This window comes from Microbacterium hominis (genome assembly GCF_013282805.1).
Lineage (GTDB): Bacteria > Actinomycetota > Actinomycetes > Actinomycetales > Microbacteriaceae > Microbacterium > Microbacterium hominis_B.
The window spans coordinates 1,098,697-1,113,403 of the sequence record NZ_CP054038.1 but is presented as its reverse complement, the minus strand read 5'-3'; the positions used below and the strand labels follow the sequence as shown (position 1 = coordinate 1,113,403).

The 14,707-nt window shown below is 70.1% G+C and carries 14 protein-coding genes and 1 tRNA gene; 5 read left to right on the top strand and 10 right to left on the bottom strand.

Features of this window, described 5'->3' with window-relative positions; translation table 11 throughout:
• Positions 1 to 52: 52 nt before the first annotated feature.
• Positions 53 to 520 carry a RidA family protein gene (locus HQM25_RS04830; RefSeq protein ID WP_172989214.1) on the bottom strand — a complete coding sequence of 156 codons (468 nt, stop codon included), beginning with the start codon at positions 518 to 520 and terminating at the stop codon, positions 53 to 55.
• A gap of 1 nt (position 521) precedes the next feature.
• Positions 522 to 737 (bottom strand): DUF4177 domain-containing protein, encoded by a 216-nt coding sequence (locus HQM25_RS04825; RefSeq protein WP_172989213.1) that lies wholly within the window; start codon positions 735 to 737, stop codon positions 522 to 524.
• A 121-nt stretch (positions 738 to 858) separates the two neighbouring features.
• Here HQM25_RS04825 and HQM25_RS04820 point away from each other — a divergent pair, with 121 nt between their 5' ends.
• From HQM25_RS04820 to HQM25_RS04805, 4 genes are all read left to right on the top strand, one after another.
• Entirely contained in the window at positions 859 to 3,522 is a 2,664-nt protein-coding gene (locus HQM25_RS04820; RefSeq protein WP_172989212.1) for a transglycosylase domain-containing protein, read from the top strand.
• Entirely contained in the window at positions 3,522 to 4,460 is a 939-nt protein-coding gene (locus tag HQM25_RS04815) for a metallophosphoesterase (protein WP_172989211.1), read from the top strand. Before HQM25_RS04820 ends, HQM25_RS04815 begins: the two co-directional genes overlap by 1 nt.
• A gap of 66 nt (positions 4,461 to 4,526) precedes the next feature.
• Positions 4,527 to 4,600 (top strand) — tRNA-Pro (locus HQM25_RS04810).
• A 68-nt stretch (positions 4,601 to 4,668) separates the two neighbouring features.
• Positions 4,669 to 5,433, top strand: coding sequence for an HAD-IIB family hydrolase (locus HQM25_RS04805; RefSeq protein ID WP_172989210.1), 765 nt, complete (start codon positions 4,669 to 4,671; stop codon positions 5,431 to 5,433).
• A gap of 76 nt (positions 5,434 to 5,509) precedes the next feature.
• Here HQM25_RS04805 and HQM25_RS04800 read toward each other — a convergent pair whose 3' ends face one another.
• The 7 genes from HQM25_RS04800 to HQM25_RS04775 all read right to left on the bottom strand — a co-directional run bounded on the left by HQM25_RS04800 (position 5,510) and on the right by HQM25_RS04775 (position 12,453).
• Positions 5,510 to 6,778 (bottom strand): alpha-hydroxy acid oxidase, encoded by a 1,269-nt coding sequence (locus tag HQM25_RS04800; protein WP_172989209.1) that lies wholly within the window; start codon positions 6,776 to 6,778, stop codon positions 5,510 to 5,512.
• 28 nt (positions 6,779 to 6,806) lie between these two features.
• Positions 6,807 to 7,286, bottom strand: a complete 480-nt coding sequence (locus tag HQM25_RS04795; RefSeq protein ID WP_438803622.1) for a FadR/GntR family transcriptional regulator — start codon at positions 7,284 to 7,286, stop codon at positions 6,807 to 6,809.
• Positions 7,283 to 7,540, bottom strand: coding sequence for a FadR/GntR family transcriptional regulator (locus HQM25_RS18075; protein ID WP_438803621.1), 258 nt, complete (start codon positions 7,538 to 7,540; stop codon positions 7,283 to 7,285). The genes HQM25_RS04795 and HQM25_RS18075 overlap by 4 nt, the downstream gene beginning before the upstream one ends.
• 176 nt (positions 7,541 to 7,716) lie before the next feature.
• The gene (locus tag HQM25_RS04790) at positions 7,717 to 8,370 is read right to left on the bottom strand and encodes a thymidine kinase (RefSeq protein ID WP_172989208.1); all 654 of its coding nucleotides are present in this window, start codon (positions 8,368 to 8,370) and stop codon (positions 7,717 to 7,719) included.
• A 78-nt stretch (positions 8,371 to 8,448) separates the two neighbouring features.
• Positions 8,449 to 9,960, bottom strand: a complete 1,512-nt coding sequence (locus HQM25_RS04785; RefSeq protein ID WP_302182840.1) for a malate:quinone oxidoreductase — start codon at positions 9,958 to 9,960, stop codon at positions 8,449 to 8,451.
• A 96-nt stretch (positions 9,961 to 10,056) separates the two neighbouring features.
• A complete protein-coding gene (locus HQM25_RS04780; protein ID WP_172989207.1) occupies positions 10,057 to 11,133 on the bottom strand; it encodes an aspartate-semialdehyde dehydrogenase in 1,077 nt (358 codons plus the stop codon).
• Positions 11,134 to 11,169: 36 nt separating this feature from the next.
• Entirely contained in the window at positions 11,170 to 12,453 is a 1,284-nt protein-coding gene (locus HQM25_RS04775) for an aspartate kinase (RefSeq protein ID WP_172989206.1), read from the bottom strand.
• A gap of 217 nt (positions 12,454 to 12,670) precedes the next feature.
• On the opposite strand from HQM25_RS04775, the gene HQM25_RS04770 reads away from it, so the two are divergent.
• Positions 12,671 to 14,074 carry a threonine/serine ThrE exporter family protein gene (locus tag HQM25_RS04770; protein ID WP_172989205.1) on the top strand — a complete coding sequence of 468 codons (1,404 nt, stop codon included), beginning with the start codon at positions 12,671 to 12,673 and terminating at the stop codon, positions 14,072 to 14,074.
• Positions 14,075 to 14,110: 36 nt separating this feature from the next.
• On the opposite strand, the gene recR is transcribed toward HQM25_RS04770, so the two are convergent.
• Positions 14,111 to 14,704 (bottom strand): recombination mediator RecR, encoded by a 594-nt coding sequence (gene recR, locus HQM25_RS04765; protein ID WP_172989204.1) that lies wholly within the window; start codon positions 14,702 to 14,704, stop codon positions 14,111 to 14,113.
• Between the last annotated feature and the right edge of the window lie 3 nt (positions 14,705 to 14,707).

Sequence of the window (14,707 nt, the reverse complement as noted above, 5' to 3'; positions counted from 1 at the left end):
ATGCAGAGAGGGGATGCCGCGCGCCGCGGCATCCCCTCTCTGCATGGTCTTCTCAGGCGAGGGTGAAGATCACCTCGACCTCGACGGGCGAATCCAGCGGGAGCACCGGAACGCCCACGGCCGAGCGGGCGTGGCGGCCGGCCTCGCCGAAGATCTCGCCGAGCACCTCGCTCGCACCGTTGATGACGCCGGGCTGGCCGGTGAACTCGGGCACCGACGAGACGAACCCGGTGACCTTGAGCACGCCGGCGAGCCGGTCGACACCGCCCGCGACCGCCGCGGCAGCCGCCACGGCGTTGAGCGCGCATGTGCGGGCGTAGTCCTTGGCGTCGGAGGCGGGCACGAGCCCGTGGCCGTCGCCCACCTTGCCCGTGGCCGGCAGGCTGCCGGCGACCATGGGCAGCTGACCGGAGGTGTAGACGAGGTCGCCGTGCACCCGCGCGGGAACGTAGGCGGCGACGGGCGGGACGACGTCGGGGAGCTGGATGCCGAGCTCGGCGAGACGCTGCGAGACCGCCATGTCAGTTGCCCTCGAACTGCTGGGCCGCCACGGCCGCGGCATCCAATCCGGCGTTGGCCGAGCCTCCGCCGACGGGGCGCTTGAAGTAGGCGACGAGGCCGCCCTCGGGGCCGGGGACGACCTGGACGAGCTCCCACCCCTGCTTGCCCCAGTTGTTGAGGATCGCGGCCGTGTTGTGGATCAGCAGGGGCGTGGTCAAGTACTCCCACGTCGTCATCGGGACTCCTCGTCTGGGCGCCGAAAGCGGTGCCTTCTCGGTGTTCGGGGGGCTGGGAATGTCATCCACAGGGGCATGCCTGTGCGGGGATCGCCCAGGTACCTCCCCTACGATCAACCCTATGCCTGGAAAGAATCGGACGGCTAGCGGTGTGCTCGGCGGACTCGCCGGCCTCGTCGGCCTGAGCGCGGTCGCCGGTGTGCTCATCAGCGCGACGGTGACCCCCGCCATCGCGCTCTCGGGCGCCGCCGCGTCGAGCGCCATCACGATGTTCGACAAGCTGCCGAGCGTTCTCGACATCGACAAGCTCATGCTGCCGACGACCATCTACGCGAAGAACCCGGACACCGGGGAGTACGTGGAGATGACGCAGTTCTACGACCAGAACCGGTCGCCGGTGGAGTTCGACGAGATCGCCCCGATCATGTACGACTCGATCCTCTCCAGCGAGGACCCGCGCTACTACTCGCACGGTGGCGTCGACCTCATCGGCACCACCCGCGCCGTGATGAGCAACGTCGCCGGCGGTGCCGAGACGCAGGGTGGCTCCTCGATCAGCCAGCAGTACGTCAAGAACATCCTGGTGCAGCGCTGTGAGGCCGAGGCGGCCAACGAGGAAGAGCGCTACAACTGCTGGTTCGAAGCGACGCGCTCCGACGGCAGCGAGGGCATCCAGCGCAAGCTGCAGGAGATGCGCTACGCGATCTCGCTCGAGCAGAAGTACTCCAAGAACGACATCCTGCTCGGGTACCTCAACATCGCGAACTTCGGCGGCACCACCTACGGCATCGACGCGGCCTCGCGGTACTACTTCGGTGTCGCCGCGAAGGACCTGAGCCTCGCCCAGGCGGCGACGCTGGCGGGCATCGTGCAGAACCCGAACACCTACCGCATCGACCAGCCGAACAACGAGGTCAACGGCGCGGCCGACGGGTACGCCCTCACCAAGCAGCGACAGCAGTACGTGCTCGGGCGTCTGCTCGATGACGGCAAGATCACGCAGGAGCAGTTCGACGAGGTCTATGAGGCCCCGATCGAGCCGAAGATCACGCAGCCGAAGACCGGGTGCGCGGCCGCGACCGGCGCCGAGTACTTCTGCCAGTACGTCCGCTACGTGATCGAGCGCGATCCCGCCTTCGGCGAGACCGAGGAGGAGCGCAAGGAGGTGCTGCGCCGCGGCGGCCTGAACGTCTACACGACGCTCGACTGGCGCATGCAGAACTCCGCCACCGCGACCATGGCCGAGAACGTCCCGTCGTCGGCCGACGGCGGAAGGCTCGGCGCGTCGACGGTGAGCATCGAAGCCTCCACCGGCCGCATCCTCTCGATCGCGCAGAACACGAAGTTCCGCGAGACGAGCAGCGACGACGCCAACTTCACCTCGATCGTCTACGCCGGCGACAGCACGTTCGGAAACTCCGGCGGCTTCCAGGCCGGGTCGACCTTCAAGCTGTTCACCCTCCTCGACTGGCTCGAGAAGGGGCACTCCGTGCGCGAGGTCGTCAACGGCCGCGACACCGTCGTGAAGACGTTCGACACGTGCAACGGAACCTACGTGAACGCCGACCAGTGGAAGCCGGGCAACTTCGGCGGCGGCGGCGGCTACGTCGCCACGCCGATGGAGTTCACCCGCGACTCGCTCAACTCCGGCTACATCGCGATGGCGGCCGAGCTCGATCTCTGCGACATCGGCAAGGTCGCCACCAAGATGGGCCTGTCGCAGACCGAGCGCGGAACCGCGCAGGCGGCGGGAGTCGGAGAGCCGATCTCCACGACCCTCCCCAACCAGGTGATCGGGTCGGACAGCGTATCGCCGATCGCGATGGCAGGCGCGTACGCCACCGTCGCCAACAACGGCACGTACTGCGAGCCGAAGGCGATCGACAAGATCACCGACGCCGACGGCAACGAGGTCGCCCTTCCCGAGCGCACGTGCACCGAGGTGCTCGATCCCGCCGTCGCCGCGACGGCCGCCTACGCCCTCGAGGGCGTCATGCGGGGCGGCACCGGCTCGCAGGGCAACCCGTACGACGGCACCTCCCTCGTCGGCAAGACGGGTACCCACCAGCAGCTGCAGACGTGGCTCGTGGAGTCGAGCTCCAAGGTCGCGACGGCCTCATGGGTGGGCAACGTCGACGAGTCCTACGGCACGCTCGACATGTTCCGGAACTGGACCCCGAACGGCATCCAGTTCTCCCAGCTGCGCTACGTGCTGGCCCGCAATCTCCAGGGCACCGCGAACAGCCTCTACGGTGGCGACGCGTTCCCGCAGCCCGACCAGAACCTCACCCGCCAGGTGCTGCGCGATCTTCCGAACGTCGTCGGCAAGTCGGTCGAGGAGGCCACCGGGATCCTCGAGAACGCCGGGTTCAACGTCGAGGTGGGCGATGCCGTCGAGTCGTCGATCGACAAGGGTCTGGTCGCCGAGCAGAGCCCCGGAGCCGGCCGCGTCGCCGGCGGCACGACCGTGACCCTCAGCCCGTCCAACGGCCGCGGCGTCACCGTGCCCGATGTGTCGGGGCGCAGCCTCGACTCGGCCCTCAGCGCGCTGCGCAAGGCCGGATTCCGCAACGTGCAGGGCGGCTCCTGCACCGCCGACGAGAACGCGGGCAGGAACCCGGAGGCCACCGGCACCGACCCGGGCGCAGGCTCCGAGGTCAGTCGGGACACCACCATCACCGTCAACTACACCGCGCGCAATTGCGGCGGCGACGGCGGCGGCGGAAACGGCGGCGACACCGGCGGCGACACCGGCGGAACCGGCGACACCGGCTCCAACGGCTGATGCCCGACGCTTCGGCTCGCACCGCCCTCACCGCGCTCGGCGTGGTGGGGGCGGTCGGCGCAGGTGCCGCCGTCTGGGGCATCGGCATCGAGCGGTACCTCTTCACGGTGCGCCACCACGCCCTGCCGGTGCTCGCGCCCGGCTCGCCGGCCGTGCGCGTGCTGCACCTGTCCGACGCCCACATGGCGCCGTGGCAGCACCGCAAGCAGCGGTGGATCGCCGCCCTCGCCGACCTGCAGCCCGACCTCGTGGTCAACACGGGCGACAATCTCGGTCACGCCGACGGGCTGCGCGGCCTTCGCGCCGCGTTCGACCCGCTGCGCGGCATCCCCGGCGTGTTCGTGCACGGCTCCAACGACCATCTGGCACCGAGCCCGCGCAATCCGATCCGGTACTTCACCGGCCCCTCGTCGCACAATCCGACTGCGGAGCCGCTGGACACGAGCGCTCTCGACGGGTATCTCGCCGACGAACTCGGCTGGATCGCCCTCAACAACGAGGCGACGACGCTGGATGCCGGCGGGCAGCGCATCGCGGCCTTCGGCGTGAGCGACGCCCACCGCGGGTGGGATCGCCTCGAGGTGCTCCCCGACCGGCTCGCCGCGATCGGCGCCGCCCGCGAGGGTTCGACGGTCACCCTGGGCGTCACGCACGCCCCCTATGTGCGGGTGCTCGACGCATTCGCCGCGCTCGGCGCGGATGTGATCCTCGCCGGTCACACCCACGGCGGCCAGGTGCGCATCCCCGGCTCCCGCTCGGCGCTGGTGGCCAACTGCGACATCCCCCTCGACCAGGCCCGCGGGCTGAGCGCGTGGCGCGCGGGCGGGCGCACGGTGCCGCTGAACGTGAGCGCCGGGCTCGGCCACTCGATCTACGCGCCGGTGCGGTTCGGATGCCGCCCGGAGGCGTCGCTGCTCACCCTGCTCCCCCGTGAATAACCTTCCGACCGCCCCTCGGTTCGGAGCATCGCTTCCGATCAGGTAGACTCATGGGGTTGTCGAAAACGGGGTGTGGCGCAGCTTGGTAGCGCGCTTCGTTCGGGACGAAGAGGCCGCAGGTTCAAATCCTGTCACCCCGACAGCAGAGAGGCTCCGCCGGAGACGGCGGAGCCTTTCGCGTCTCACCCGAATGCATCCTGGAGGTCCCGTGTCCGCCGGCCGCCCGCCCCGCCTCGTCGCCTTCGATCTCGACGACACGCTCGCTCCATCCAAGAGCGCGATCGACCCGCGCATCGGCGACCTGCTGATCGCGCTCGCCCAGCGCGTCGAGGTGGCGATCATCTCCGGCGGTCAGCTCGCCCAGTTCACCGCGCAGGTGGTCGACCGGCTCCCCGACACCGACGACGACGTCCTGGGTCGCATCCACCTCCTGCCCACGTGCGGCACCCAGTACTACCGCATCGAGGCCGACGGCATCACGACCGTCTACGCCCACGCGCTCACCGACGACGAGAAGACCCGCGCGCTGACGGCGGTCGAAGAGGAGGCCAAGCGCCTCGGCTACTGGGAGAGCGAGACCTGGGGCGACATCCTCGAAGACCGCGGCTCGCAGATCACGTTCTCCGCTCTCGGCCAGCGCGCGCCGCTCGACGCGAAGACCGCGTGGGACCCGACCGGCGCCAAGAAGAACGCCCTGCGCGCGGCCGTTGCCGACCGCATCCCCGACCTCGAGGTGCGCTCTGGCGGCTCGACCTCGGTGGACATCACCCACCGCGGCATCGACAAGGCCTACGGCATGAGCCAGCTCGCGACGCAGACCGGCATCGCCCTCGACGAGATGCTCTTCGTCGGCGACCGCCTCGACCCGGACGGCAACGACTACCCGGTGCTCGCGATGGGCGTGGCGTGCCACGCCGTCGAGGGCTGGGAGGACACCGCCGCCTTCCTCGAGGGCCTCATCCCGACCCTCTGACAGCCCTCAGCCACGCAGAGCGACCCCGGAGGATCTCCGGGGTCGCTCCGCGTCAGGCGGGTCGCGTCAGCGGGTGCTACGCCTTCGCGCGAGTCGGGGCACGGCGCACCGGCTGCGCCACCGGCGCCAGCCGCTGCAGCTGCGTGACGTGGCGCGGCTCGAGCTCCGCCAGCGACGAGACGCCCAGGAGCGTCATCGTCCGCTCGATCTCGGAGCGCAGGATCGCGATGGTGCGGTCCACACCCTGGCGTCCGCCGGCCATGAGGCCGTAGAGGTACGCGCGGCCGATGAGGGTGAACTTCGCGCCGAGGGCGATGGATGCCACGATGTCGGCGCCGTTCATGATTCCGGTGTCGATCATGACCGTGGCATCCTTGCCGACCTCGCGGACGACCTTGGGAAGCAGGTGGAACGGGATCGGGGCGCGATCGAGCTGCCGGCCGCCGTGGTTGGAGAGGATGATGCCGTCGACACCGGCGTCGATGAGCCGCTTCGAGTCGGCGACGTTCTGCACGCCCTTGACGACGATCTTGCCCGGCCAGATCTCCCGGATGATCCCGAGGTCGTCGAAGCTGATGGTCGGATCCATCGCCGAGTTCAGCAGCTCGCCGACCGTGCCGCCCGTGGTGGACAGCGACGCGAACTCGAGCTTCGGCGTGGTCAGGAAGTCGTACCACCACCAGGGGCGCGGGATCGCGTTGATGATCGTGCCGAGCGTCAGCTGCGGCGGGATCGAGAATCCGTTGCGCTTGTCGCGCAGGCGAGCGCCCGCCACCGGGGTGTCGACGGTGAACTGCAGCGTGTCGAAGCCCGCCGCGGCCGCGCGCCGGGCGAGCCCGTAGGAGATCTCGCGATCGCGCATCACATAGAGCTGGAACCAGTTGCGTCCGTGGGGGTTCGCGGCCTTGACGTCTTCGATCGAGGTGGTGCCGAGCGTCGAGAGCGTGAACGGGATGCCGGCGGTGCCGGCCGCGCCCGCGCCGGCGATTTCGCCCTCGGTCTGCATGAGGCGGGTGAAACCGGTCGGAGCGATGCCGAACGGCAGCGCGGAGGGCCCGCCGAGGATCTCGGTGGACGTGTCGACGTGCTCGGCGGGGCGCAGGATGTCGGGGTGGAACTCGATGTCCTCGAACGCCTGCCGCGCCCGGGAGAGCGAGAGCTCCCCCTCGGCGGCGCCGTCGGTGTAGTCGAACGCCGCCTTGGGCGTGCGGCGCTTCGCGATCGCACGCAGGTCGGCGATGGTCAGGGCGGCGTCGAGGCGGCGCTTGCGGCCGTCGAGCTCGGGCTTCTTGAACTGCATCAGCTCGAGCAGCTCGGCCGGGTTGGGCAGTTGGCGGGTGACCATCGGCGGTTCCTTCCGTAATCCGGTCTTGTCAGTTCTTGTCCGCGGGCGCGGCGGGCGTCGCGGCGAGATGGGCGTAATAGCCCGCGATGTGGGAGGTCACGAGCGTCGCCGCCCGGGTGCCCTCCCCCGCCTCGACGGCGGCCACGATGTCGCGGTGCTCGGCGCGCAGGCGGTCGGCGACGGCATCCCAGTCGGGGATCTTCGCCGCCCCGGCCTGCACGTACGTCTCGATCGCGGTGCGCAGCCCCGCCATCATCGCGGCGATGACCACGTTGTCCGACGCATCGGCGAGGGCGAGGTGGAACTGCGCATCGAGGGCGAGGAACTCCGCGGGGGCCAGGCCCTCGGCATCCATCGCATCCAGCACCGCGTGGGCGTCGGCGGTCTGTGCGGCGGGATGCGCCGCGAGAGCCTCGACGACAGCCGATTCGAGCACCAGACGGGTGCGGACCACGTCGTCGAACGGGAAGCCCTGTGCGGCCACCTGGAGGCGCAGGAGAGCCGTCATGCCACCGTGGGGGTCGTGGTGATGATGGCCCCGGCGTTGGGGCCGGAGCCGGTCGCGGTGCGGATGAGGCCCATCACCTCCAGCACGCGCAGCGCCTCGCGCACGCTCGAGCGTCCGACACCGAGAGATGCGGCGAGGTCGCGCTCGCCCGGCAGGCGATCGCCGGGCGCGAGCCGGCCCTCGAGGAGGTCGTCCTCGATCTTGGTGAGCACGGTCTGCCAGGCACGCGGCGACGTCGCGGCGGATTCGGGCATGGAGACTCCTTCGGTGGCCTGACCACAGTACACCATGTGGTCAGACCAGCAAGGGGCGCGTGTCACACGGCTCGGCCCGCGCGTCACACGGCTCGGCGCGGCGCTGCACGGCTCGGCCCTCGGCGCGGCGTCACACGGCTCGGCGCGGCCTCACACGCCCCATCCGGCGCGCCTGCTCAGCCCAGCCGTCCGCCCGACTCGCGCAGGTAGCACTCCGCGCACATCGACTCGTAGGTCACCCGGTCGGCGGTGAGCTCGTCGATGGCGACCTGGTCGCCCTCGAACACGAACCGGCCGCCGACCAGGCGCGCATTGAACAGCGCCTTGCGCCCGCAGCGGCAGATGGTCTTCAGCTCCTCGAGGCTGTGCGCGAGCTCCATCAGACGCCGCGATCCCGGGAACGCCTGCGTCTGGAAGTCGGTGCGGATGCCGTAGGCGAGCACCGGGATGCCGTCGAGCACCACGATCCGCAGCAGATCGTCGACCTGGTCACGGGTGAGGAACTGCGCCTCGTCGATGAGGAAGCAGGCGACGTCGGGGGCCGCGCCGGTCGCGGCCGACTCCGGGATCAGCGCCGCTTCGGCGCGGTCGCGCACACGCGCACGATGACCGGCGAACAGCGCCCGCAGATCGTCGCCGGGCTCGATGAGGAAGTCGACCGTGCGCTTGACGCCCAGGCGGCTGTCGATCTGATCGGCGCCCTTGGTGTCGATCACGGGCTTCGCCAGCAGCACGTGCTGGCCGCGCTCCTCGTAGTTGTACGCGGCCTGCAGGAGTGCGGTGGATTTGCCGGAGTTCATCGCCCCGTACCGGAAGTACAGTTTCGCCACCAGGCGAGCCTACAGACAGCGCGACCCCGCTCGGAGCGGGGTCGCGCTGTGTGTGCGGCCTGGTGCCGGGATGCCGCGCTACGCGGTGAGCGCGAGGGTGTCGGCGGTCACGGTCAGCGACTCTTCGGCCGCGTCGGGGCGCGTGTTGAGCTTCTCGCCGTAGCTCGGGATCAGGTCGCGCAGACGCGGCGACCATTCGTCGATGCGGTCGGGGAAGCACGTGCTCAGCAGGCCGAGCATGATCGACACCGCCGTCGAGGCGCCCGGAGACGCGCCCAGCAGGCCCGCGATCGTGCCGTCGCCGCCGGTGACGACCTCGGTGCCGAACTGCAGGATGCCGCCCTTCTCGGGGTCCTTCTTCATGACCTGGGCGCGCTGACCGGCCTGGATGAGCTCCCAGTCGGCGTCCTTGGCTGTCGGCACGAAGGTGCGGAGGCTGTCGACCTTCTTGCTGTGGTTCTTCAGCAGCTCGCCGACGAGGTAGGAGATCAGCGACGGGTTGTCGATGGCGACCTTGAGCATCGGCCACAGATTGCCGGGACGCACCTGCGTGACGATGTCGAGCACCGATCCGGTCTTCAGGAACTTCGGGCTGAACGTGGCGAACGGCCCGAACAGCAGCGAGGTCTCTCCGTCGACGACACGGGTGTCCAGGTGCGGCACCGACATCGGCGGCGCGCCGACCGAGGCCTGCGAGTAGACCTTCGCCTTGTGCTGAGCGACCACGGCAGGGTTCGTGGTCTTGAGGAACTGGCCGCCGATCGGGAAGACGCCGTAGCCGGAGATCTCGGGGATGCCCGAGCTCTGCAGGAGCTTGAGCGCCCAGCCGCCGGCGCCGACGAACACGAAGCGGGCCTTCGTGGTGCCCGGGGTGCGCCCCACGGTGTTGCGCCACGACACGCGCCAGGTGCCGTCGGAGAGGCGCTTGAGACCGCGCACCTCGCGGTTGCGCACGACCTCGGCGCCCCGGGTCTCGAGGTTGGCGAACAGCTGGCGGGTGAGCGCGCCGAAGTCGACGTCGGTGCCGGCAGGAACGCGGGTGGCCGCGAACGGCTCGCCCTTGCGGCGCTTCTGCATGAGCAGCGGCGCCCACTGGTTGATGACGCGGGAGTCCTCGCTGTACTCGATGCCGGCGAACAGGGGCTCCTGCTTGAGCGCCTCGTAGCGCTTCTTGAGGTAGCTGACGTCCTTCTCGCCGCGCACGAAGGTCATGTGCGGGGCGGAGTTGATGAACGTCGACGGCTCGTCGAGCACGCCCTCCTCGACGAGCTTCGACCAGAACTGGCGGCTCTGCTGGAACTGCTCGTTGATCGCGATCGCCTTCGCGGGATCGACGGAGCCGTCCTTGCCCTCGGGCATGTAGTTCAGCTCGCACAGGGCGGCGTGCCCCGTGCCGGCGTTGTTCCACGCGTTCGAACTCTCGAGCGCGACGTCGCCGAGACGTTCGTAGACGACGATCTTCCAGTCGGGCTGCAGCTCGGACAGAAGCGTCCCCAGGGTGGCGCTCATGATGCCGCCGCCGATGAGGACGACATCCACCGTCTCGTCACGCCCGCCGGGGTTGTTGCTCACACCAGGGGTTTCGGTCACCGGTCAATTGTAGGCGCGAGTTCGCACCGCCCCGGACGGATGCGGGTCTGCACGGCCGAAAGAAGCGCGATTCTTGCCCTGCTGTCAGCCCGGCGGTCAGGCGTGCGCGGGCTCGGCCAGACGCGCCGCGACGAGCTCGGCGATCTGCACCGCGTTGAGGGCCGCGCCCTTGCGCAGGTTGTCGTTCGAGATGAACAGCACGAGCCCCCTGCCCTCCGGCGCCGACTGGTCGGCGCGGATGCGGCCGACGAAGCTCGGGTCCTTGCCGGCGGCCTGCAGGGGCGTGGGCACCTCCTCGAGCACGACGCCGGGAGCGTCCGCGAGCACCTCGCGGGCACGGTCGGGCGTGATCTCACGCGCGAACTCGACGTTGATCGAGAGCGAGTGGCCCGTGAAGACCGGCACGCGCACGCAGGTGCCCGCCACCCGGAGGTCGGGCAGTTCGAGGATCTTGCGGCTCTCGTTGCGGAGCTTCTTCTCCTCGTCGGTCTCGTTGAGGCCGTCGTCGACGATCGATCCGGCGAGCGGAATCACGTCGAACGCGATCGGGGCCACGTACTTCTCCGGCTGCGGGAAGTCGATCGACGACCCGTCGTGCACGAGACGGAGCGTGTCGCCCTGGGCGAGCACCCCCTCGACCTGTCCGAGCAGCTCCTGCGCACCGGCCAGCCCCGAGCCCGACACCGCCTGGAAGGTCGACACGATGAGCCGCTCGAGGCCCGCCTCGGCGTCGAGGACCTTCAGCACGGGCATGGCCGCCATCGTCGTGCAGTTGGGATTGGCGATGATGCCCTTGGGGAGGTCGGCGATCGCGTGCGGGTTCACCTCGGCGACCACGAGCGGAACCTCGGGGTCCATGCGCCAGGCGCTGGAGTTGTCGATGACGACGGCGCCGGCCTCGGCGAAGCGCGGCGCGTGAGCGCGGCTGCCGGTGGCGCCGGCCGAGAACAGCGCGATGTCGATGCCCGCCGGGTCTGCCGTGGCGACATCCTCGATCACGATCGTCTGCCCGCCGAACTCGACGGCGGTGCCCGCCGAGCGCGCGGTCGCGAACAGCCGGAGCTCGCGGATCGGGAAGGCGCGCTCCGCGAGAATCTCGCGCATGACGGTGCCGACCTGGCCGGTGGCGCCGACGACGGCGACGGAGAGTCCTGAATCGGAGATGCGGGTCATGGCTTTACCTCGGGAGAGTCGGTGTGGGTGCAGATTCTAGCGGCCGGTGCCGGCGTGGACGACGGCGTCGACGTCGCCGTCGAGCCCGTAGGCGGTGTGCACGACGCGCGCCGCCTCGGCGAGGTCGTCGCCGCGGACGACCACGGAGATGCGGATCTCGGAGGTCGAGATCATCTCGATGTTGATGCCGGACACGCTCAGCGCCTCGAACAGCGTTGCCGAGACGCCGGAGTGCGTGCGCATCCCCGCCCCGACGACCGAGAGCTTGCCGATCTGGTCGTCGTGCACGAGGTTCTCGAAGCCGATCTCGGCCTGATCGCCGGCGAGCGCCTTCAGCGCCATCGTCGCATCGGTCTTGGGCAATGTGAACGAGATGTCGGTGCGGCCGGTGGAGGCCGCCGAGACGTTCTGCACGATCATGTCGACGTTCGCGCCGGACTTCGCGACGATCTTGAAGATCTCCGCGGCCTTGCCCGGCACATCGGGAACGCCGATGATCGTGATCTTGGCCTGGCTGAGGTCGGTCGCGACTCCCGCGACGATCGGCTCTTCCATCTCTTCTCCTGCACCTGACGGACGGGTCTGTCCGGGACCGAGCACCCACGTGCCCTCGCCCGAGCTGAACGTGGAGCGCGCGTGGATGAGCACGCCATGACGCCGCGCGTACTCGACCGCGCGGATGTAGAGGACCTTGGCGCCGTTGGCGGCGAGCTCGAGCATCTCCTCGGCGTCGACCACCTCGAGCTTGCGGGCCTTCGGCACCACGCGCGGATCGGCCGTGTAGATGCCGTCGACGTCGCTGTAGATCTCGCAGACGTCCGCGTTCAGCGCGGCAGCCAGGGCGACGGCGGTCGTGTCGGAGCCGCCGCGGCCGAGGGTCGTGATGTCGCGGGTGTCGCGGTTGAAGCCCTGGAAGCCGGCGACGATGACGATCGCGCCGTCGTCGAGAGCCTCACGCAGGCGCACAGGGGTGACGTCGACGATGCGCGCCGCGCCGTGCGTGGCATCCGTGATCATCCCGGCCTGGGAGCCGGTGAACGAGCGCGCCTCGAAGCCCATCGAGTGGATCGACATCGCCAGCAGCGCCATCGAGATGCGCTCACCGCTGGACAGCAGCATGTCCAGCTCGCGCGGCGCCGGGATCGGGGCGACCTGGGAGGCGAGGTCCAGCAGCTCGTCGGTCGTGTCGCCCATGGCGCTGACGGCGACGACCACATCGTGGCCGGCCCGACGGGTGTCGACGATGCGCTTCGCGACCCGCTTGATGCTCTCGGCATCCGCGACGGAGGACCCGCCGTACTTCTGGACGATCAGCGCCACGATGGAACTCCCGGGGATGCCGCGCCCGTCTCAGGCGTCCGGCGTGCGATGAGGTGCGGGGCGTGGATGCCGCGCCCGCCCGCACCATCTTACGGATGCCCCGCATGCCGGTGCCGCCATGTGACGCCGTGGGACGGAGGCGCTCGCTACGATCGGAACCGACCTCCCGGTCGCCCACGTCGACGCGAGGGATGCGAGGAATGCGAGGAATGCGGGGATGAGGCCGGAGCGCCGCAGGATCTTCCGATCGCTGAGCGTGTTCGTGCGCGCCGATCCAGCGCGCGAGACGCCCGCGCTCACCGAAGCGCTGCCGATCATCGACGACGCACTGGCCCTGCGGATCCTCGACCTCGCCGTGCACATGGGCGAGGCCATGCTCGTGGCGGGGTCGTCGGCGAGCGATGTCACGGTGACCATCGTGCGGGTGACCTCCGCGTTCGGCCTGGACCCCGTGCACGTCGACGTCACCTACAACTCGATCACGGCCGCCTACCATCGCAGCGCCGTCGCGCGCCCGATCACCCTGCTGCGCGTGATCCGGGGACCCGCGCCCGACCACGAGCGGCTGCAGCGGCTGCAGGCGCTCGTGGCCGACATCGACGCGGGCCTGGACCTGGATGCCGCGGCCGGGCGCTTCCGCACCATCCGTCGCACGCCCTTCGCGTACCGCCCCGCTGTGGTGATCGGCGCGCAGGCGCTGCTGGCTCTGGGTGTTGCGGTCATGTTCGGCGTGAACTGGCTGGTGATGGTGCTGGCGTTCCTGGCCGCCGCACTGGCCGCGGTGACGCAGTTCGGGCTCGGGAGGGCCCGCGTGCCCTACTTCTTCAGTCAGATCGCCGGCGCGTTCGTGCTGACCATGGTGGCGGCGCTGTCGCCGCTGCTGGCGCAGACGGGTCTCGAAGCCGCGCAGACCCTGCGCCCCTCGGTGGTCGTCGCCTCCGGCGTCGTGCTCATGCTCGCGGGCCTCACCGTGGTGGGGGCGGCGCAGGATGCGATCGACGGGTTCGCGCTGACGGCGATGGGACGCATCCTGGAGCTCATGACCCACACCCTGGGCGTCGTGCTCGGCATCCTCGTGGGTCTGGAGACGGCGCGCGTGATCGGCATGGCGATGGAGCAGCCGAGCGAGGCCGTGCCTCTCGGCCCGGTGCCGCTGCAGTTCCTCGGGGCGGCCCTCATCGCGATCGCGGTAGCCGTGTTCAACGGCGCCGGGTCGCGGATCGTCGCCGTCAGCGCCGGACTCAGCCTCGTAGCCTGGCTCGGGTACCTGGCCGCCTCGACGATCGGCTTCGACACCGCGGCCGCGAGCGCTGCCGGCGCGTTCCTCGGCAGCTTCGTGGGGATCATCGCCGCGTACCGCCTGCACGTGCCCTCGGTGGCGATCACCACCGCCGCGATCCTGCCGATGGTCCCCGGGGCCGCGGTGTTCCGGGGACTGCTGGGCGTGGTCGAGTCGGGTGAGAACCCCGCTCTTCTGCTGGAGGGGTTCGGCACGCTCGTGAGTGCCGCGGTCGTGGGCATCTCGCTCGCGGTCGGCGCGACCCTCGGCATCTACCTGGGCCAGCCGGTGAGCGCATCGCTGCGCTCGGTGGACCGGGCCCGCGCGCGCGTCCGGCGCTGACCGCGCGGTCGTGCGAGCCGCGGCCGGGGCGCCCGCTCAGATCGACCGGCGCCCTTCGAACGCGCGGCCGAGGGTGACCTCGTCGGCATACTCGAGATCGCCGCCCACCGGGAGACCCGACGCGAGGCGGGTGACGCTGATCTCGAGCGTGCGCAGCAGACGGCTGAGGTAGGTGGCCGTCGCCTCCCCCTCGAGGTTGGGGTTCGTGGCGAGGATGACCTCCTGCACCGTGCCGTCGGCCAGTCGCTGCATCAGCTGCGTGATTCGCAGGTCGTCGGGGCCGATGCCCGCGATCGGGCTGATCGCCCCGCCCAGCACGTGGTAGAGCCCCCGGAACTCGCGCGTGCGCTCGATCGCCGCGACGTCCTTGGCGTCTTCAACCACGCAGATGAGGGTCTCGTTGCGACGCGGGTCGCGGCAGATGCCGCAGCGCTCGCTCTCGGAGACGTTGCCGCAGATCTCGCAGAAGCGCACCTTCTCGCGCACCGTGCTGAGCAGTTCGGCGAGGTGCGCGACGTCGAAGTTCGGCGTCTGCAGGATGTGGAACGTGATGCGCTGAGCGGACTTGGGCCCGATGCCGGGAAGGCGGCCGAACTCGTCGATCAGGTCTTGGACGATGCCGTCGTACATGGA